This is a genomic window from Oceanicella actignis (assembly GCF_008124525.1).
In the GTDB taxonomy this organism is placed as follows: Bacteria; Pseudomonadota; Alphaproteobacteria; order Rhodobacterales; family Rhodobacteraceae; genus Oceanicella; species Oceanicella actignis.
Window position 1 is genome coordinate 23,245 of record NZ_VNHJ01000012.1, and the last position, 19,132, is coordinate 42,376.

At 69.9% G+C, this 19,132-nt stretch carries 15 protein-coding genes; 6 read left to right on the top strand and 9 right to left on the bottom strand.

The features are described 5' to 3' along the window. Positions 1-42 precede the first annotated feature (42 nt). Together gyrB and LY05_RS14025 are read left to right on the top strand one after the other, a co-directional pair. Positions 43-2,454 carry a DNA topoisomerase (ATP-hydrolyzing) subunit B gene (gyrB, locus tag LY05_RS14020; RefSeq protein WP_072747173.1) on the top strand — a complete coding sequence of 804 codons (2,412 nt, stop codon included), beginning with the start codon at positions 43-45 and terminating at the stop codon, positions 2,452-2,454. A 168-nt stretch (positions 2,455-2,622) separates the two neighbouring features. Continuing rightward, the gene (locus LY05_RS14025; protein ID WP_148923591.1) at positions 2,623-3,771 is read left to right on the top strand and encodes a dipeptidase; all 1,149 of its coding nucleotides are present in this window, start codon (positions 2,623-2,625) and stop codon (positions 3,769-3,771) included. Between the two features lie 54 nt (positions 3,772-3,825). On the opposite strand, the gene LY05_RS14030 is transcribed toward LY05_RS14025, so the two are convergent. From LY05_RS14030 to groES, 6 genes are all read right to left on the bottom strand, one after another. Then, on the bottom strand, positions 3,826-4,908 hold the full coding sequence (locus LY05_RS14030; RefSeq protein WP_148923592.1) for a flagellar basal body P-ring protein FlgI: 1,083 nt from the start codon (positions 4,906-4,908) through the stop codon (positions 3,826-3,828). Positions 4,909-4,982: 74 nt separating this feature from the next. Beyond that, positions 4,983-5,993, bottom strand: a complete 1,011-nt coding sequence (locus LY05_RS14035; RefSeq protein ID WP_148923564.1) for a flagellin — start codon at positions 5,991-5,993, stop codon at positions 4,983-4,985. A gap of 1 nt (position 5,994) precedes the next feature. Then, positions 5,995-7,461 carry a flagellar hook-associated protein FlgK gene (gene flgK, locus LY05_RS14040; protein WP_148923565.1) on the bottom strand — a complete coding sequence of 489 codons (1,467 nt, stop codon included), beginning with the start codon at positions 7,459-7,461 and terminating at the stop codon, positions 5,995-5,997. 31 nt (positions 7,462-7,492) lie between these two features. After that, a complete protein-coding gene (locus LY05_RS14045; RefSeq protein ID WP_072747169.1) occupies positions 7,493-8,800 on the bottom strand; it encodes a flagellar hook protein FlgE in 1,308 nt (435 codons plus the stop codon). Positions 8,801-9,033: 233 nt separating this feature from the next. Further along, positions 9,034-10,668 carry a chaperonin GroEL gene (gene groL, locus LY05_RS14050; RefSeq protein ID WP_148923566.1) on the bottom strand — a complete coding sequence of 545 codons (1,635 nt, stop codon included), beginning with the start codon at positions 10,666-10,668 and terminating at the stop codon, positions 9,034-9,036. Between the two features lie 77 nt (positions 10,669-10,745). After that, a complete protein-coding gene (gene groES / locus LY05_RS14055) occupies positions 10,746-11,060 on the bottom strand; it encodes a co-chaperone GroES (RefSeq protein ID WP_072747167.1) in 315 nt (104 codons plus the stop codon). Between the two features lie 201 nt (positions 11,061-11,261). On the opposite strand from groES, the gene LY05_RS14060 reads away from it, so the two are divergent. From LY05_RS14060 to LY05_RS14070, 3 genes are all read left to right on the top strand, one after another. Next, entirely contained in the window at positions 11,262-12,464 is a 1,203-nt protein-coding gene (locus tag LY05_RS14060; RefSeq protein WP_170259016.1) for a TraB/GumN family protein, read from the top strand. A 62-nt stretch (positions 12,465-12,526) separates the two neighbouring features. Further along, positions 12,527-13,393 carry a TIGR01459 family HAD-type hydrolase gene (locus LY05_RS14065; protein ID WP_072747165.1) on the top strand — a complete coding sequence of 289 codons (867 nt, stop codon included), beginning with the start codon at positions 12,527-12,529 and terminating at the stop codon, positions 13,391-13,393. 85 nt (positions 13,394-13,478) lie between these two features. Beyond that, a complete protein-coding gene (locus LY05_RS14070) occupies positions 13,479-13,787 on the top strand; it encodes a hypothetical protein (RefSeq protein WP_072747164.1) in 309 nt (102 codons plus the stop codon). Between the two features lie 12 nt (positions 13,788-13,799). Here LY05_RS14070 and LY05_RS14075 read toward each other — a convergent pair whose 3' ends face one another. From LY05_RS14075 to LY05_RS14085, 3 genes are all read right to left on the bottom strand, one after another. After that, the gene (locus tag LY05_RS14075) at positions 13,800-14,462 is read right to left on the bottom strand and encodes a YjbF family lipoprotein (RefSeq protein WP_170259017.1); all 663 of its coding nucleotides are present in this window, start codon (positions 14,460-14,462) and stop codon (positions 13,800-13,802) included. 14 nt (positions 14,463-14,476) lie between these two features. After that, positions 14,477-16,939 (bottom strand): YjbH domain-containing protein, encoded by a 2,463-nt coding sequence (locus tag LY05_RS14080; protein ID WP_148923569.1) that lies wholly within the window; start codon positions 16,937-16,939, stop codon positions 14,477-14,479. A gap of 121 nt (positions 16,940-17,060) precedes the next feature. After that, positions 17,061-17,909, bottom strand: coding sequence for a hypothetical protein (locus tag LY05_RS14085; protein WP_148923570.1), 849 nt, complete (start codon positions 17,907-17,909; stop codon positions 17,061-17,063). A 78-nt stretch (positions 17,910-17,987) separates the two neighbouring features. Here LY05_RS14085 and glf point away from each other — a divergent pair, with 78 nt between their 5' ends. Beyond that, the gene (gene glf / locus LY05_RS14090) at positions 17,988-19,115 is read left to right on the top strand and encodes a UDP-galactopyranose mutase (RefSeq protein WP_148923571.1); all 1,128 of its coding nucleotides are present in this window, start codon (positions 17,988-17,990) and stop codon (positions 19,113-19,115) included. Positions 19,116-19,132: the final 17 nt, after the last annotated feature.

Sequence of the window (19,132 nt, forward strand, 5' to 3'; positions counted from 1 at the left end):
CGCGCAGGGGCTAAATTCCGCGCGACCAGGAAGGACCCACTCATGTCTGAAAACGAGCGCAAATCCGATTACGGCGCGGACTCGATCAAGGTGCTCAAGGGCCTTGAAGCCGTCCGCAAACGCCCCGGCATGTATATCGGCGACACGGATGACGGCTCGGGCCTGCATCACATGGTGTATGAGGTCGTCGACAACGGCATCGACGAGGCCCTGGCGGGCCATTGCGACACCGTGTCCGTGACGCTGCACGCCGACGGCTCGGTATCGGTGCGCGACAACGGCCGCGGCATCCCGGTGGACATCCACCCCGAGGAAGGCATCTCGGCGGCCGAGGTCATCATGACCCAGCTGCACGCGGGCGGAAAGTTCGACAGCAACTCCTACAAGGTCTCGGGCGGCCTGCACGGCGTGGGCGTGTCGGTGGTCAACGCCTTGTCCGAATGGCTCGAGCTGCGGATCTGGCGCGACGGGAAAGAGCATTTCGCCCGCTTCGAACATGGCGAAACGGTCGAGCCGCTGCGCGTGGTCGGCCCCGCCAACGGCCAGCGCGGCACCGAGGTGCGCTTTCTGGCCTCGACCGAGACCTTCTCGAACCGCGATTACGACTTCAAGACCCTCGAGCATCGCCTGCGCGAGCTGGCCTTCCTGAACTCGGGCGTGCGCATCACCCTGCGCGACGAGCGCCACCCCGAGCCGGTCGAGGTCGAGATGTTCTACGAGGGCGGCGTGGAAGAGTTCGTGCGCTACCTCGACCGCTCGAAGAACCCGCTGATCCCGCGCCCCATCGTCATCCGCGGCGAGCGCGACGGCATCGGCGTCGAGATCGCCATGTGGTGGAACGACGGCTATCACGAGAACGTGCTGCCCTTCACCAACAACATTCCCCAGCGCGACGGCGGCACGCATCTGGCGGGCTTTCGCGCCGCGCTGACGCGCACCATCAACCAGTATGCGGCCGGCTCGGGCCTGGCCCGGCGCGAGAAGGTTTCGCTGAGCGGCGACGACGCGCGCGAGGGGCTGACCTGCGTGCTGTCGGTCAAGGTGCCCGATCCCAAGTTCAGCTCGCAGACCAAGGACAAGCTGGTCAGTTCCGAAGTGCGCCCCGCCGTCGAGGGGCTGGTGGCCGAGAAGCTGGCCGAGTGGTTCGAGGAAAACCCGCAGGAGGCGCGCGCCGTCGTCGGCAAGATCATCGAGGCCGCCCTGGCGCGCGAGGCGGCGCGCAAGGCGCGGGAGCTGACGCGCCGCAAGACGGCGATGGACGTGGCCAACCTGCCCGGCAAGCTGGCCGACTGTCAGGAGAAGGACCCCGCCAAGTCCGAGCTTTTCCTCGTCGAGGGCGATTCTGCGGGCGGCTCGGCCAAGCAGGGGCGCTCGCGCGCCAATCAGGCGGTGCTGCCGCTGCGCGGCAAGATCCTGAACGTCGAGCGCGCGCGCTTCGACAAGATGCTGTCGAGCCAGGAGATCGGCACCCTCATCACCGCGCTGGGCACGGGCATCGGACGGGACGAGTTCGACATCTCGAAGCTGCGCTATCACAAGATCATCGTGATGACGGACGCCGACGTGGACGGCGCCCATATCCGCACGCTGCTGCTGACCTTCTTCTACCGGCAGATGCCCGAGCTGATCGAGCGCGGCCACCTGTTCATCGCCCAGCCGCCGCTCTACAAGGTTTCGCGCGGCAAGTCCGAAGTGTATCTGAAGGACCAGCGCGCGCTCGAGGATTACCTGATCGAACAGGGGCTTGAGGGCGCGGCGCTGGTGCTTGCGGACGGCGCGCAGATCGCGGGCGCCGATCTGCGCCGCGTCACCGACGAGGCTCGCGCCGCCCGCGCCGCGCTGGCCGCCTTCCCCACCCGCTACCCGCGCTTCGTGCTCGAACAGGCCGCCGTCATCGGCGCGCTGGCTCCCGACTCGGCCGAGGCGCTGCCCGAAATGGCCGCCCGCCTGGCCCAGCGCCTGGACCTCGTCAGCCCGGAAACCGAACGCGGCTGGCAGGGCGAGGCGACCGAGGATGGCGGCATCCGCCTGTCGCGCACGGTGCGCGGCGTCACCGAGACGCGCGCGCTCGACGCTCCGGCGCTGCGCTCGGCCGAGGCGCGGCGCCTTGCCGCCCTGACCCCGGCGCTGCGCGAGATCTACGGCGCGCCGGCGGAGCTGGTCCGCAAGGACAAGCGCGTGGCGGTGCGCGGTCCGTCCGAGCTGCTGGATCACGTCATGGCCGAGGGCGAACGGGGCCTTTCGCTTCAGCGTTACAAGGGCTTGGGCGAGATGAACCCCGAGCAGCTGTGGGAAACCACCCTCGACCCCGAGGCGCGCACCCTGCTGCAGGTGCGCATCGACCACATGGACGAGGCGGACGAGATCTTCACCAAGCTGATGGGAGACGTGGTCGAACCGCGCCGGCAGTTCATCCAGGAGAACGCCCTGGCGGTCGAGAACCTCGACGTCTGAGCAACGGGCCCCCGGCGCGCTTGCGCCGCGGGGACCGCACTTGGGCAAAAGGCTATCCGGGCGCGGATCGGCGCGGCGGCGGTTACGCGCTTGCCGGCCGCCGCCGCGGACGGCATCCTTCCGCCGCCACCATTCCCCGCAAGGGGCCCAGGCGCGAGGGAAGCGGCCATGATTTCGAGAAGAACCTTTCTTGCGGGCGCAGGGCTTGCCGCCGCGGGCGCCGCGGGCTGGCAATTCGGTCTGCGGCCGATGCTCGATCCCGCGCCGGCCAAGGTCGGCTTCGAGCTTGACGATGAAACCCTGCGCGCTGCGCGCGACTTCATGGCCCGACATCCGATCATCGACAGCCACGCCCACCCCGGGCGAACCTTTCTGCGCGAGGCCGAGAACCTTTCCTTCAAGATTCGGCTCTACAAGCTTCTGGGCGGCGCTTTCGAGGAACGCACGCTTGCGGACATGGCCGAAGGCGGCGTGGACGGCGCGGTCTTCAACGGCGTCGCCGACGTTCAGCTTCTGACCCTGAGCGACGAGGGCCTTGTTGCCGGGCGCGAATTTTCGCCCGACGAGGCATGGACCTCATACCGGCGCCAGATCCGGAATCTGCGCGCCCTCGCGCAGAACGGGCTCGTCCGCTTGTGTCTGAACTCGGCCGACGTCATGGGCGCCAAGGCCGCCGGTCAACGCGCCATGATCCTGGCGATGGAGGGCGCGGATTTCCTCGAGAACGACCTTTCGCGCATACGCCAAGCGCATGAAGACGGCGTGCGCATGCTGACGCTCGTTCACTACCACGACAACACCCTGGGCGACATCATGACCGGCGCGGTCGGCTCGCGCGGCCTGACGGACTTTGGGCGCGAAGCCGTGGCCGCGATCCAGGAGGCCGGAGTCATGATCGATCTGTCCCACGCTTCCGAGAAGACCGCGTTCGACGTTCTTTCGATCTCGAAAAAGCCGGTCGTTCTGACGCATACCCACATCAACACGCCGACGCTCAGCCATCCTCGCTTCGTAAGCCGCGAACTGGCTCAGGCCGTCGCCGAAACGGGCGGCTACATCGGCGCGTGGCCGGCGGGCATCGGGATCGACTCTCTTGCGCAGTTCATCGACCGCGTCGAGTTTCTGCTCGACGCCGTCGGCGCCGCTCATGTGGCGCTGGGCTCGGACATGGACGCCAACTACAAGCCTGTGCTCGAAACCTATCGCAAGATGCCGCTGGTGGTCGGCGCGCTGATGCGGCGAGGCGTAGCCGAACAGGATCTGGCCGCCATCATGGGCGGCAATGTGCTGCGCGTCATGGACATGTCCCAGGCCTGAGCAAGCCGGCCGCGAAGGCGTCGAAGCCGCGCATTCGCGCGCGGCTTGGACGCGCTATCGCACGATGAAGTCGGCATGCAGCGCCCCCGAGGATTTGAGCGACATCAGGATGTCGATCAGCCCCGAAGACGTGACGCCGATCATGTTCAGTCCGGCGACCAGGTCATCCAACGTCACGTTCCCGTCGATGACGAACAGGTTGCCCTGCCCGCCCTGGTTCACGTCGATATTGGTCCTGGGAACGACGATCGTCTCGCCGTTCTTCGCGAAGGGATTGGGCTGAGAGACCGTCGGCGTCTCATCGATGCGGATGGTCAGCCCGCCCTTCGAAATGGCCACCTTGGAAATGCGCACATCGCCGCCCATGACGACCGTTCCCGTGCGCTGATCGACCACCACCCGCGCGACCACCGAGGGGTTCACGGTCAGATTCTCGATCCGACTGATCAACGCGGCCGGGCTCAGGCCCGAGCCCGCGACGTCGACCTGAACCGTGCCCGAATCAAGCATGACCGCCGGCGCGCCGGGCAGGGTCTTGTTGATGGTCTCGGCGATGCGCGAGGCGGTCGTGAAATCGGCCTCGCGCAAGGCCAGGCGGATGTTCGGCATCGATGCCAGGGAATAGTCGATCTCGCGCTCGACGCGGGCCCCTCCGGGAATGGTGGCGACCGTGGGCACGCCCAGGGTCACCTTCGCGGCGGCCCCTTCGGCCAACACGCCCCCCGCGACGATGGACCCCTGCGCGACTGCATATATCTCGCCGTCGGCGGCGTTGAGCGGCGTCATGATGAGCGTTCCGCCCAGCAGGGATTTCGCGTCGCCAATGGCCGAAACCGTCACGTCGATCTTGCTTCCGGCGCGCGCGAAGGGCGGCAGAACCGCCGTCACCAGAACCGCGGCGACATTCTTCGGACGGAAACTTTCGCCCGACACGTTGATCCCGAGGCGCTCGAGCAGGTTCGCCAAGGCCTCTTCCGTAAAGGGAGAGTTGCGCAATCCGTCGCCCGTCCCGGCCAACCCCACCACAAGGCCATAGCCGACAAGGTCGTTGCCGCGCACGCCCTCGAAATCGACCAGATCCTTGATCCGCACATTGGGCCCATGGCCGCGCCCTTCGACGCCCGGAGCGGGCGGCATGACCCCCGGCGCGGCGGGCAACGCGCCGGCCCACGCAAGCAGCATCGCCGCCGTCAGTCTGAACAACAGCCGGTTCATCGCAGATAATTCACAAGGCGCATGTTGGACATGCGCACCGCGACGGTGAAGGCGGCGTCAAGCTGCGACTCCAAAGCCTGGAACTCGGACGCCGCCTCATACTGATCTTTGCCAAGGATCGACGTGCGGGCCAGCTCGAGCGCGCTCTTGCGCCCGGCCACAAGGTCGGCCGCGCGTTCGACGCGCTCCTGCCGCACGCCGACCGTCAGCCTGATGTCGTCGAGGTCGCCCATCGCCCCCATCGCGCGCTCGGCCGCATCCTGCAAAAGCGGCAGAACCATCGCATCGCCGCCAGTGAAATGGCCTTCGGTCGCCACCACCGCAGTGGCCAGACCAGCCAGCAACTTGCGAAAGGCGTCGGCGTCCGCCCTTACGTCGAAGGCGATGCGCTCGGACGGAGCGACCTCGACATCGGACGCGTCCGCGCCCGACCCGAGATAGGCGCTCGTCTCGAAAGCGCCGCCCGCCGCAAGGAAATATCCGTCGATCTGCGCCTGCACGCCGGTCAGGGTGATCTCCGGCGCGGTCAGCGCGGTGACTGCGCTCAGAATCGCGTCGGCATCGAGCAAGGCTGGGCCGTCGGCCTGGGCGCCGGCGAACAGCGCGCGCCCGCCATAGCTGGCGTTCAGCGTGGCCACGACCGACTCGAAGGCCGCGCGCGCATCGGCGGCATGCGCAAGCGCCCCCTGCAGATCCTGAAGCTTGACCTCGGACAGCAGGTCGATCCCGATCGCCTCGCCCGCCGTGCGGATGGTCTCGAGCGCGGCCTGCGTCGCATCGAGCCGACCTCGCGCCGCCGAGATCGCATCTCCATAGCCGCCCATCCGCGTCAATTCCGCGTCGATCGCATGCAGGCGCGAAACATCGCCTCCGCTCGCCGCCAACTGATCGGCGCGCAAGCCGGTGGACAACTCCTTGGCCGAGACGCGCATCTTCTCGGACACGCGCGAAGTGAACATCTGCGTCTGGCGGTGCGCGAAAAGGTCGGAGATTGCCGAGAACTTCATGTCAGATCTCCATCAGCATCTTGATCAGCGAGTCCGTGACCTCGAGCACCCGGGCATTGGCGGCGTAGGCCTGCTCGACCAGCATCAGCGCCGCCATCTCCTCGTCGGTATCGACGCCCACGACGGCGGCTTCGGCCTCGGCGAACATTTCGTGACGTCCCGCGGACAGGGCCTGCGCCTCGTCCGCCGCGCCGGCCTCGGCGGCGCGCACCGCGGCCGCGCGCGCCGCCAGGTCGGAGAAGCCGACATCGGCGAACACCAGCGAAGCGGCGTCGGGCGTCCGCAGCTCGGTCATGCGCGAGACCAGAGCGCGCAGCACGTCGTCCTCGGCCGCGTCGCCGGGGGCCGAGGCGTAAAGACCGTCGCGCAGCCGCCACAGCTCGCCGCCATTGTCGGGATCGGCCTGAGCATTGACGGCGATGCGGCCGGCAAGTCCGACCAGGTCGCTCGGGTCCAGCGGACCGCCCGCATCGGTGAAGAGCCCCGCCGCCCCCGGCGTGATGGTCGGGTCGGCGCTGGAATCCTCGAAGCGCGCGATCAGATCCGCGGCCAACGCGTCGATCTGCGCGTGCGCTTCGGGGCCGAGCACGTCGCGCACGTAAAAGTGCGCGCCAAGCGAGCCGCCGTCGAGGGGCCCGCTCTCATCCTCGCGCCCTGCGGCGATGGCGCGTCCATCGATGGAAAGCCCCGAGAGAGCCCCCGAAGACAGCGTCATGTCCGGCGTGATCATGCCGGTGGGGGTGAACTCGAGCCTGCGCGCGCGGCCGTCCAGAAGCACCGCGCCGTTGGCTGTGTAGAGCGCCAGCGCGTCGCCGTCGCGCGCGACCGTGCGCACGGGCACGATCGAGGCGATCTTGTCGACCTGCACCTGGCGCTGCTGCTCGAGCGCCGCGGTCGAGCCGCCGATCGCCCGCACGCCCTTGATCTCGGCGTTCAGGCGCTCGATCTCGGAAAGGGCGTCGTTGACGGTCTCGACCTCGCGCGCGATGGCGGCGTCGGCGTCCATGCGGATGCGATCGAATTCGGCCGAAGCCTGAGCGACGCCGCGCGCCAGCCCCATGGCCGCCTGCAGCGCGGCGGCCTGCAGCGGCTCGCTTTCGGGCGTGTCGGCCAGCCGCCGCAGGGCCGTCTCCAGCGTGGCGGCAAGCTGGGGAAGGGCGCCGGCCTGGCCGGACTCGCCGTAAACCGCGCTCATGCGCGACTGCGCCTTCGCCGTCACCCCGCGCGCGGCGCTCTCGGCCTGCGCGGCGCGCCGATCCGCGGTTGCGCGCGGATCCGTGGCGCGGGTGACGCGCTCGATGCGCACCCCCGCCCCGCGCCCCTCGAGCACAGCGGCCGACAGCTGCACCTCCTGGCGCGCATAGCCTTCGGTCATCGCGTTGGCCACGTTGCCCGAGATGATGTCGCTTCGTTTCGCCGCCGCGGCCAGGCCGCTGAGGGCGTTGGCGAATGCGCCGCTGATGCTCATGGTGCTTCTCCGTCAGGGCTGGGGGCCGCCGTCAGCGCTTGATGTTGGTCGTTTCCTGCAACATCTCGTCGACGGTCTGGATGACCTTCGCGTTCGAGGAATAGGCGCGCTGGGTCTGGATCAGATGCGTCAGCTCGTTGGCGATGTCGGTGGTGGACTCTTCAAGGGCGTAGCCCTGGAACGAGCCGGTCGGCCCGTCGCCCGCGTCCCACAGATACAGCGAGCCGCTGTTCGCCGTGACCGAGAAGGCCTGGGCGCTTTCGGGCTTCAGGCCGTTGAGGTTGGGCACGTCGGCCAGCGGGATCTGGTAGATGGTCTTGGTGAATCCGCTGTCGTAGATGGCGTTGAGGAAGCCGTTCTCGTCGATCTCGACGCCGCTGAGCGTGCCCACCTCGTTGCCGTTCTTGACCACCGAGGTCGGGGCGAACTCGGCCGAAAGCTGCGTCAGGAGCGTGGACGTTCCGGGCACGCCGATCTCGACCGTCATCGGGCCGCCATCGACGTTGAAGCTCAGCTCGCCCGTGGTCGCGTCGAAGGTTCCGCCCGAGACGGGGGTCACCGACAGGATCGAGCCGCCCGAGCCGCGCGTGTCGTCGAAGACGATGGTGAACTCGGCGACCGGGTTCAAGGCGGCGGGGGTGGCCGAATCGTCGAAGCTCAGCGTCCAGGTGTTCGACGCGCCCGAGGCCGGAACCGTGGGCGTGAACGAGGCGAGCAGCGTCTGCGAGGCGCCCACATTGTCGAAATACTCGATGGGAATGTCGAGCGTGTCGCCGCTGGCCCCGGCCTGGGTGGCGGTGGCGGGCAGGTTGGCGCCCATCCAGATCTTGGTGGTGGGCGAGGTGGCGAACTGGCTCGAGAACACGTTCACCGGCTCGAGCCCCGCCGAGCCGTTGCGCGGCTGCGGGGGGATGTTGCCGTCGGCGTCCGCCGGCCAGCCCAGCAGGACCAGCCCCGAAGAGGTTTTCAGGACGCCCTCGTCATCCGGGCGGAACGAGCCGGTCGAGGTCAGCAGCAGCGGCAGTTCGCCCTGCTGCGCGTTGACCGCCGCGACGGTGGTCACCGGCAGCATGCCGCGTCCCGCCACGGCGATGTCGAGGGGGTTTTCCGTGGTCACCAGCGCGCCGTTCGCCTCGACGTCGCGGCGGCTGGCCACGCGCACGCCGCCGGCGGTGTAGCTGCCCCCCTGCGAGGACACGACCAGCGACGAGAACTCGGCCTCGGCCCGCTTGTAGCCAAAGGTGCCCGAGTTGGCGATGTTGTCCGAGATGGTCGCGAGCTTGGTGGCGTTGACGTTCAGCCCGGCGACGCCAGCGTTGAGCGAGGAGGAGATGGTCATGGGGGATCCTTCTTCTGCGGTCTCCGTCCGCCCCGCCGATCGGTCAGACTGGGGGAGAGCGCGGCGGGGGATGCGTTCCGATCGCGTTCACCATGCGCCGAATCGGTTTCCGGCGGGTTAAGGCGGGCCGTTCCGCGAAGAAGGCGAAAGGAAAGAAAAGAAAACCGCCGCCGATCCTTCGATCGGCGGCGGTCGGGGCTTTCAGGCCGCCCCCCGAAGGGGGCGAGGCATGATTACATCATGCCGCCCATGTCGGGCATGCCGGCGCCGGCGCCCGCGTTCTTGGGCTCGGGCTTCTCGGCCACCATCGCCTCGGTGGTGATCAGCAGGCCGGCGACCGAGGACGCATCCTCGAGCGCGGTGCGCACCACCTTGGCGGGGTCGATGATGCCCATTTCGACCAGGTCGCCATACTCTTCGGTCTGGGCGTTGAAGCCGAAGTTCGGGCTCGAGCTCTCGAGCACCTTGCCCGCCACCACGGCGCCGTCGACGCCGGCGTTCTCGGCGATCTGGCGCAGCGGAGCCTGGATGGCGCGGCGCACGATCTTGATGCCCGCATCCTGGTCGGCGTTGTCGCCCTTCAGGCCCTCGAGGACCTTGCCCGCGTGCAGCAGCGCGACGCCGCCGCCGGGAACCACGCCCTCCTGCACCGCGGCGCGGGTGGCGTTCAGGGCGTCATCGACGCGGTCCTTGCGCTCCTTCACCTCGACCTCGGTCGCGCCGCCGACGCGGATCACCGCGACGCCGCCAGCCAGCTTCGCAAGACGCTCCTGCAGCTTCTCGCGGTCGTAGTCCGAGGTGGTCTCCTCGATCTGCTGACGGATCTGGGCGACGCGCGCCTCGATCTCGGCCTTGTCGCCGGCGCCGTCCACGATCGTGGTGTCGTCCTTGGTGATGCGGACCTTGCGGGCGCGGCCGAGCATGTCGATGGTGACGTTCTCGAGCTTCATGCCCAGCTCTTCCGACACCACCTGACCGCCGGTCAGGATCGCGATGTCCTGCAGCATGGCCTTGCGGCGATCGCCGAAGCCGGGGGCCTTGACGGCCGCGACCTTCAGGCCGCCGCGCAGCTTGTTCACCACCAGGGTGGCCAGAGCCTCGCCCTCGACGTCCTCGGCGATGATCAGCAGCGGCTTGCCCGACTGGATCACCTGCTCAAGCAGCGGCACGAGCGGCTGAAGCGAGGAGAGCTTCTTCTCGTGCAGCAGGATGTAGGCGTCGTCCAGCTCGGCCACCATCTTGTCGGCGTTGGTGATGAAGTAGGGCGACAGGTAGCCGCGGTCGAACTGCATGCCCTCGACGACCTCGGTCTCGGTCTCGAGGCCCTTGTTCTCCTCGACGGTGATCACGCCCTCGTTGCCGACCTTCTGCATGGCCTCGGCGATCTGACGGCCAATCTCGGCCTCGCCGTTCGCCGAGATGGTGCCGACCTTGGCGATCTCGTCGCTGTCCTTGACCGGACGGGCCAGCTTGCGGATCTCTTCGACCACGGCGGTCACGGCCTTGTCGATGCCGCGCTTCAGGTCCATCGGGTTCATGCCGGCGGCGACCGCCTTCATGCCCTCCTTGACGATGGCCTGGGCCAGAACGGTCGCGGTCGTGGTGCCGTCGCCCGCGGTGTCGTTGGTGCGCGAAGCCACTTCGCGGACCATCTGGGCGCCCATGTTCTCGAACTTGTCCTCAAGCTCGATTTCCTTGGCCACCGACACGCCGTCCTTGGTGATGCGCGGCGCGCCGAACGACTTGTCGAGCACGACGTTGCGGCCCTTGGGGCCCAGCGTCACCTTCACCGCGTCGGCGAGGATGTTGACGCCCTTGAGCATGCGATTGCGGGCGTCGATGTTGAATTTGACTTCCTTGGCAGCCATGTCTGTCTGCTCCTGTTATCTTGCTTTCAGCGCGTTGCGATCAGCTTGGCGTTGAAACGTTTTCGTTCAGACGAGCCTCAGGCGGCCTTCGAGGCGGCGCCGGCGTCCTCGATGATGCCGAGGATGTCCGACTCCTTCATGATCAGCAGGTCCTGGCCGTCGATCTTGACCTCGGTGCCGGACCACTTGCCGAACAGGATCCGGTCGCCGACCTTCACCGACATGGGGATCAGCTCGCCGCTGTCCTTGCGCGCGCCTTCGCCGACGGCGATGACCTCGCCCTCCGAGGGCTTTTCCTTGGCGGTGTCGGGGATGATCAGACCGCCCTTGGTCTTCTCTTCGGACTCGATGCGGCGCACCAGCACCCGATCATGGAGAGGCTTGAAGTTCATGGAAGTCGCTCCTTGCATGCGGTTTCCAAGTCGTGTCTCGTTGCTCCCTGCGCCGCGCGCCTTGTCGCCGTGGGCTTCTCCACGATTGGGCGCGGCCCGCGGGCCTGGGTTGTTAGCACTCTCGATGGGTGAGTGCTAACTCGCCCTGCGAAATAGGAGGCGGCCGGTGCATTGTCAAGAGATCCGCAACCGGGGGGCGGCATGATTTTTTTCCTGCTCGGGCGCTCGAAACGGCTGCGGGCGGCCCTTGGGGCGCTGGCGCGGGCCGGCCCCGCCGCCCGGTTCTGCGCCGCCATCTGGGCCGCGCTGGCGGCGGGGTTCTGGGCCGTCGCCGACGCGGCCCCGGCAGGCGCGGCCTGCGCCGGGCGCGACCTGGCGGCGGAAATGGCCGCAAGCGATCCGGCCCGCCTTGCGCGCATCCGCGCCGCGGCGGCCGCGCAGCCCTATCACGAGGGGCGGCTGTGGCGCATCTCGCGCAAGGGCGCGCCCGATTCGTGGATTTTCGGCACCTTCCACTCGGCCGAACCCGCCGTCGCCGCGCCCCCGCCCGAGGCGCTGCGCGCCCTGCGCGCGGCGCGGGTGCTGATGCTTGAGGTCACGCCGGAGGAAACCGCCCGCATGCAGGCGGCGCTGCGGGCGCGGCCCGATCTTCTGATGGACCTTGGCGGCCCGGGCCTCGACGCGCTGCTGAACGAGGAAGAGCGCGCGCTGGCCCGGCGCGTCTTCGCGGCCTATGGCATGGAGTGGGACATGGCCCGGCGCCTGCGGCCATGGTTCGCGCAGACCATGCTGGCCCAACCCCCTTGCGCGCTGGCCGAGGCGCAGGGCGCGCCGGTCCTGGACGCGCGCCTTGCCGAGGCGGCCGCCGGCCTGGGCAAGCCGGTGGCCGGGCTCGAAACCTGGCGCGAATCCCTGGGCGCGCTCATGGAGCAGAGCCCCGACGAGCAGCGCGCCGGCCTGCTTCAGGCGCTGGCGCTGGCCAACCGGGCCGAGGATTTCCAGCGCACCGCCGCCGCGCTGTATCTGCGCGACCAGACCCTGATGATCTGGGAGTTCGGCCGCGCCCTGACCCGCCAGATCCTGCCCGAGGCCGAAGCCGAGCGAAGCGAGCGCGCCTTCTGGCGCCGGGTCGTGAGCGAGCGCAACGCGCGCTTTCTTCGCGCGGCCGCCGACGAGCTGGCCCGCGGCGGCGCGCTGATCGCGGTGGGGGCGCTGCACCTTCCGGGCAAGGACGGGATGCTGGCGCTTCTAGCCGAGCAGGGCTACGCGCTGACACGCATCCCGGTGGCTTCGACGGCGAGCGCGCCCGCCACGCGGGAAAGCGCCCCCCTCGCCCCGGGGGAAGACCCGCTCCTCGCTCCGGCCGGGCGCGCCCCCGTCGCCCCCGTCGCCCCCGGGCGCTGACCGCTTGCCAGCGCGGCGCGGGGCTGGCATTCGACATGCGCCCCAGCATTCAGGAGCCCGACATGCCCGACGCCCCGCCCATCATCGATTCCCTTGCGCAGATCGCCGACCGCTACGACGCGCTGCTGTGCGATCTGTGGGGCTGCCTGCACGACGGAACGCGCGCCCATGACGCGGCCGTGGCGGCGCTGCGCGACTTTCGCGCCCGCGGCGGCCGGGTCATCCTGATGACCAACGCGCCGCGCCCCTCTTCGGCGGTGATCGCGCAGCTCGACCGGCTGGGCGCGCCGCGCGACTGCTACGATGGCGTCCTGTCCTCGGGCGACGTCGCGCGCGCCGCCGTCGAGGCCGGCGAGTGGGGCCGCAAGGTCCACCATATCGGCGCGCCCAAGGACGAGCCCTTCTTCGAGGGGCTGGACGTGGAGCGGGTTCCTCTGGACCAGGCGGAATCGGTCATCTGCACCGGCCTGCGCGACGACCTGACCGAAACGCCCGAAATGTATCGCGACATCCTGCGCGAAGCGCAGCTGCGGCGGCTGCCCATGCTGTGCGCCAATCCCGACGTGGTGGTGGACATGGGCGACAAGCGCCTGTGGTGCGCCGGCGCGCTGGCGCGCGACTACGCCGCCATGGGGGGGCGGGCGACGGGCTATGGCAAGCCCCATGCGCCGATCTACGACGCGGCGCGGCGCATGCTGGCCGAGATGGGCGCCCAGCCCGACGATTCGCGCATCCTGTGCATCGGCGACGGCATCGCCACCGACATCGCCGGCGGCGTGGCCGAGGATCTGGACACGCTGTTCGTCACCGGCGGCATCGCGGCGGCCGAGCTTGGCGCGGACCCCGACCGCCCCGAACCCGAGCGCCTGGCCCGGTTCTGCGCGCGCCACCGGGTTTCGCCGCGCTGGGCGATCGCGCGGCTGCGCTGAGCGCGCGCCCACGCGCCGTTCATCGGCTTTTCATTGCGAGAAGCGGGAAAATTGCGTAGATTGCCGCCAAACAGGAGTGATTGACATGAAGCCCATCGCCTTTCTCTGCGCCCTTTGCATGACGGCAAGCTCGGCCCTGGCCCAAGGCGCCGGCGTTCCGGGTTCCGCGCCCGCGAACCCGCCGGTCAAGACCGTCGCGGCGGCGCAGAACAACCCGCAGGTCCCCGCGGCCGGCGTCGCCCAGAAGGACGAGGACGACGACGACAAGGTCGGCGGCTGGCTGATCTCGGGCTCGGACCTGGCCATCATCGGCGGCATCGGCGTGATCGCCGCGGTTGCGGCCGCCGCCATGCTGGGCGACGGCGACGGGCCGACCCACACCACCGCCGAGTGAGGGGCGCGCCCCTCATCCGCCATAGGGGCGGATGATCTCGATGTCGATCCAGCCCGCCTGCGGCCCCAGCCGCTGGCGGGTTTTCCATGCAAAGCCGGTGCGCGGATCGACCCAGTGGCGGTTCTCGAAGCTGCGCCCGGCGTCGTGGCAGGTCTCGGCCACCTCGACCAGCGAGAAGGTCAGCTCCAGAATCTCGACCTGGGCCGGCCCGACGATGCGCGGCGCGCAGCGCCAGGCTTCGGAGCGGATGCGCAAGAGCGCGTCGCGGCGCTTGAACACCCGGTCGTAATGCGCCGGCCAGCGCTCGGGCGGGGTCGGGCGCACCAGCGGATCGTCATCCTGCGCGACGACGCCCTCGAGCGGCTCGGCCAGCCCGCGAACCCGCGTCACCAGCCCGCCGCGCAGGGTGACGCTGCGCCGGTTGGCCGAGACATAGGTCACATGCCCGCCATTGTCGGCCGCCGCGGCCAGATAGGCCGGCGCCGGCGCGCCGTCGGGCCGCGCCGAGATCAGCGCGAAGCGCAGCGCATTGGCGCGCGCGCGCGTCAGCGCCGGCGCGGGCGCCGCGGCGGGGCCGCCGCTCAGCCCCGCGCGCACGCGCGCAACCGTGTCCTCGAAGGGCGTGCGGTCCGAACCGCAACCCGCCAGCGCCGCCGCCGCGGCCAGCGCCGCCATCCACGCCCGCCGCCTCATTTCCAGAACGTCCCCCATTGCTCGCGCAGCGCCGCGCGGTCCGAATCGCGCACCATCGGCCAAAGGCGGTTGTCGACCTCGAGCCGCTGGCCCCCGTCGCGCGTCAGCGGCTTGAGCACGCTGCGGAAGCTCGACCGGTTCTCGCCCGGCAGAGCCCAGCCGAAGGGAATCGTCACGCGGATGCCCTTGTCGAAGCTGCCCTCGCCATACTCGTCGAACGGCACGTCGGTGAGGGTGAAGAAGCCGCCGACCTCCCAGCCATTGGCGAAACGCCTCGTCAGGCTGAAGGTCGCGCCCCAATCGCCGGCCAGGTAGCGCCCCGCATCCACCTGCGCCTCGAGCCCGAACCAGCCGGTCTTCCAGTAGACCGAGGCATGGCCGGTCGTCACCTCGTAATCCAGCAGGCCGAAGCGCTGGTCGTAGTCGCGCTGGCGCACATGGTTCAGCTCGACGCCCAGCCCCCAGGGCAGATCGGCGCGCTTCCACAAGAGCTCGGCGCCGATGCCGGCGAACATGGGCTCGAGCAACCCGGCCGAGACGCGCCCGAACACCGCCGGGGCGGGCTTGAACAGGAAATCCGCGCTCAGCCGCTCGAGCGCCGGGTCGCCCTCGCGCAGATACAGCGCGAAATCCGAGCGCACATGCGGCAGGGTCGAGTTGGACTCGCGCGTGATCTGGTCCAGCGTGCCCACCACGCGCTTGGCGCCGCGGGCGGTCACGGACAGCCCGCGCGCCAGCTCGACCGCGCCCGAAGCCACAAGGCGCAGATCGGCGCGCAGCGGCTCGTCGGGATCGAACAGGTTGACCGGAACCGTGGGCGTCAGGCTCCAGCTCAGGCGCGGATAGGCGCCCGGCGGCGGCGCGGGGCGCGCGTCGGGATCGGCGTCGAAGACGCGCGCCCCAAGCCAGCTGCGCCGCGCGCCGTCGGGATCGCCGGCCTGATCCTCGAGCAGGCTGCGGCGCAGCTGCACGGTCACCGTCGGCAGGCTGGATTCGAGCAAGGTGACGTCGAACAGCTCGACCGAGGGCGGCAGCGTGGCGGCCATGCGCGCCGCCGCCCGGCCCACGGCCTGCGCGTTGTGGCGATAGCGGGGGTTGCGCAGCTCGATCTGCGCGCGCGTGGGTTCGAGACGCGCCGCCGCCAGCTCAAGCCCCTCTTCGGCCAGCGCGGCGCGCAGGGCCTCGAGCGCGGTGGCGCGGGCCTTGGGGTCCTGATGCCAGGCCACGTCCGCCGTCAGCGCCGTCACCCGCGCCTCGCGCGCCGCGGCCTCGATCCAGGCGCGCCCGGCCGGACGCAGCACCACCGAGCAGATCGCCGCGCCGCCGGGGCTGACGAAGGTGACGCCATCCACCATGCCCAGCTCGGCGTCGATGGCGCGCGCGGCGTCGGCGGGGCATTCATAGCCCTGCACGCGCGCGCGCGCCCAGCGCGCCCCGGCGGGGCCGGCCCGCTCGAGCCGCACGGCGCCCACGCCCGCGGGCATCGGGCCGGCGGGCAGGTCGTCGATCATCTCGCGCACGGGGCCGAAGCGCTCGTCCGCGGCGGCGGCGGCGCGGCGCGGCGCGATGGGCGCGGGCCCGTCGTCCAGATCCTGCGGGACCATCGGCGCGTCGGGATTGGCGGTGAAGGTGGCGCGCAGGCCGAACTCGGTTCCATACATGGCGTAGGCGCCCAGCTCGAGCCCCGCGAAGGGCCGGTATTCCAGCCCGAAATTGAACGGCGCGCGCTGCTCGATGCCGCCGAACTTGCGCTCGCGCGTGTAGCGGTCGGGCGAGTATTCGGCCTTCAGCCGCAGGCCCTCGATGGGGGTGCGCCATTCGATCCCGCCGAAGAAGCCGACATTCGGACCGCGAAAGAACTGCCCCAGCCGAACCTGGCCGGTGGCGTCGCCGGTCAGCCGCTCGCGCTTGCCGGCCGAGGAGGCGACCCAGCGCAGGGGGTTCTCGACGCCGTTGAGCTCGGCGAAGCGCCCCCAGCCCATGCCGCCCGTCAGCGTGACGTCGGGCGTCAGATGCTTGGTGGCGACGATGTATTCGCCCGAATAGACGCCCGTGCCCAGCATGTCCTGCAAGCCGATCGCCACCGCCGGGAAAAGCGCGGTCTCGTCCGAGATGCGGAACTTGAGATCGAAGCTGCGGTCGTAGAGCGCCGCGCCGCCGTCGTAGAACTCGTCGATGATCGCGTAGCGGAAGGTGCCCTCGAGCCGCGGCAGCGCCTGAAAATGGAAGGTGTTGCGCAAATAGCCGCCGAACCACGAGGTGGTGAGCGAGGCCTGCCCGTCGGGCTGGCTTTGCGCGCTGGGCATGTCGATCAGCCCGGTGACGCCGTAAAGGTTCAGCGACGGGCGATCGGCCGCGCCGGGCGCGCGCGCGGGGGCGGGGGCGCCGCTCAACAGAACGGCGGCGCCCGCCAGAACGGCGCCTGTCGCGCGCGTCGCCGCGCCCCTGCCTCTCGTCACGCTGATCGCCTTCTTTGCTGCGCGATTTGACGTGGAATTTTCACCATTCGCGCGGCGCTGTCACCCCCCCGGCGCGCGCGCGGCCCATCGGCGGGCCGCTGTCGCCCCTGGGCAACAAGGCTCAGCCCTTGCCCAGCAGCGGGCCGACCAGCTGCGCGCCGATGGCCAGCGCGGCGCGGCGCGCCTTGTCCGGGCGCCACAAGCGCGGGTCCGTGGCCAGCGTCCACAGCGACAGCGCCGCCATCGCCGGCGGCCCGCCCGCCCCCGGCGCCGACAGCGCCATGGGCCAGTGGCCCGCCGCCTCGGGATGGGCGGCGAAGAAGGCGGCGCGCTCGGCCGCAAGGTCGCCCCCCGCCGCGGCGGCCCGCGCGGCCAGATGGCGGCCGAGCGGGCGGCGATGGGCCACGGGCGCGGCGTCGATCACCGCCACGGCGCCGGGCGGCGCGAAGCGATGCCAGACATAGTCCAGCCCCTTGCCCCCGCGCCGCCCCTCCATCAGCGGCAGCGCGGCGCGCAGCACGCAAGGAACCATCATCGGGGCCATCAGCTCGACGAAATTCGTGCGCCTGAGCCGCGTGCCGCGGTGCTGCACGGTGACGAAGTGCGAGAACACGCTGTCGCGCGTCAGCGCCGGCTGGCACAGCGCCAGATCATGCGCGCGCGCCATGGCGAAAAGCCGCTCGACCGTGGCGCCGTCGGCCTCGATGTCGTCGTCGGGCAGCCAGATGCGCTCGCGCTCCAGCAGGTCGGGCCGCGCCGAGAACAGCCGGTGCAGCGCGTCCCATTTGCCGCCCGCGATCGGGATCGCCTCGTCGGGGGCGAACGCGTCGAGGTCAGGCACGCGCTGATAGGGCGACAGCACCAGATCCCAGCTGCGCGCCGCGCGCGGCGCCCGCGCCCAGCCCCCCACGCGATGGTCGGCGCCGATGCGCAGCACGACCAGCGGGCGGGGTTCGGCAGTGGTGGTCACGTTGCGCGCTCCGCCTTTACGCGAGGATGGGGGGTTGTTAACAGCACGCCTAGTTGAAAACGCAAGGGAAGGTCAATCATGGGCCGCATCTGCATCGTGGGCGCCGGATTTTCAGGCGCCGTGATCGCGCGCGAACTGGCCGAGGCCGGCTTCTCGTGCCTTGTGGTGGACGAGCGCAGCCACATCGCCGGCAACTGCCACACCGAACGCGATCCGCAAACCGGCGTGATGGTGCATCGCTACGGCCCGCACATCTTCCACACGGCCGACGAAGAGGTCTGGCGCTACGTCAACCGCTTCGGCCGCATGGAGCCCTTCGTCAACCGGGTCAAGGCCACGGCGCGCGGGGCGGTCTATTCGCTGCCGATCAACCTGCACACCATCAACCAGTTCTTCGGCAAGACCTTCTCGCCCGCCCAGGCGCGCGCCTTCGTCGAATCGCGCGCCCGCCTCGACATCGAAGAGCCGCGCACCTTCGAGGAGCAGGCCCTGCGCTTCGTCGGCGAAGAGCTCTACCGCACCTTCTTCTACGGCTACACGAAGAAGCAATGGGGGGTCGAGCCCGCCGAGCTGCCCGCCTCGATCCTCAAGCGCCTGCCGCTGCGCTTCAACTACGACGACAACTACTTCAACCACCCCTTCCAGGGCATGCCGCGCGACGGCTACACCGCCATCGTCCAGCGCATCCTGGACGTTCCGGGCGTCGAGCTGCGGCTGGGCTGCGCCTTCGAGGAGCTGGACGAGCCCTTCGACCATGTCTTCTACTCGGGGCCGATCGATCGTTACTTCCAGTATCGCGAGGGGCGGCTTGGCTACCGGACGCTGGATTTCGAGGCCGAGCGCGCCTCGGGGCCCGAGGTCGATTTCCAGGGCTGCGCGGTGATGAACTATCCCGATCCCGACGTGCCCTTCACCCGCATCTCCGAGCACAAGCACTTTGCGCCGTGGGAGCGGATTCCCGACCAGACGATCGTGTTCCGCGAATACTCGCGCGCCTGCGGGCCGGACGACATTCCCTACTACCCGATCCGCCTGGTGAACGAGAAGGCGATGCTGCTGAAATACGAGCAGATGGCCGCGGCCGAGAAGGGCGTGACCTTCGTCGGGCGGCTGGGAACCTATCAGTATCTGGACATGGACGTGACCATCCGCCGGGCGCTGGACGCCGCGCGCGCCTTCCTGGCCGCCCGGCGGCCGCAGGGCTGAACCGACGCCCGGCCGGC

What these genes read in the sequence shown, in the direction of transcription:
- LY05_RS14030 (WP_148923592.1), bottom strand. Translation starts at nt 4,908, where the DNA reads ATGCCGCCCGCTCCGGGCGTCGAAGGGCGCGGCCATGGGCCCAATGTG.
- gyrB (WP_072747173.1), top strand. Translation starts at nt 43, where the DNA reads ATGTCTGAAAACGAGCGCAAATCCGATTACGGCGCGGACTCGATCAAG.
- groES (WP_072747167.1), bottom strand. Translation starts at nt 11,060, where the DNA reads ATGAACTTCAAGCCTCTCCATGATCGGGTGCTGGTGCGCCGCATCGAG.
- LY05_RS14060 (WP_170259016.1), top strand. Translation starts at nt 11,262, where the DNA reads ATGATTTTTTTCCTGCTCGGGCGCTCGAAACGGCTGCGGGCGGCCCTT.
- LY05_RS14045 (WP_072747169.1), bottom strand. Translation starts at nt 8,800, where the DNA reads ATGACCATCTCCTCCTCGCTCAACGCTGGCGTCGCCGGGCTGAACGTC.
- LY05_RS14070 (WP_072747164.1), top strand. Translation starts at nt 13,479, where the DNA reads ATGAAGCCCATCGCCTTTCTCTGCGCCCTTTGCATGACGGCAAGCTCG.
- groL (WP_148923566.1), bottom strand. Translation starts at nt 10,668, where the DNA reads ATGGCTGCCAAGGAAGTCAAATTCAACATCGACGCCCGCAATCGCATG.
- LY05_RS14075 (WP_170259017.1), bottom strand. Translation starts at nt 14,462, where the DNA reads ATGGCGGCGCTGGCCGCGGCGGCGGCGCTGGCGGGTTGCGGTTCGGAC.
- LY05_RS14035 (WP_148923564.1), bottom strand. Translation starts at nt 5,993, where the DNA reads ATGAAGTTCTCGGCAATCTCCGACCTTTTCGCGCACCGCCAGACGCAG.
- glf (WP_148923571.1), top strand. Translation starts at nt 17,988, where the DNA reads ATGGGCCGCATCTGCATCGTGGGCGCCGGATTTTCAGGCGCCGTGATC.
- flgK (WP_148923565.1), bottom strand. Translation starts at nt 7,461, where the DNA reads ATGAGCATCAGCGGCGCATTCGCCAACGCCCTCAGCGGCCTGGCCGCG.
- LY05_RS14065 (WP_072747165.1), top strand. Translation starts at nt 12,527, where the DNA reads ATGCCCGACGCCCCGCCCATCATCGATTCCCTTGCGCAGATCGCCGAC.
- LY05_RS14025 (WP_148923591.1), top strand. Translation starts at nt 2,623, where the DNA reads ATGATTTCGAGAAGAACCTTTCTTGCGGGCGCAGGGCTTGCCGCCGCG.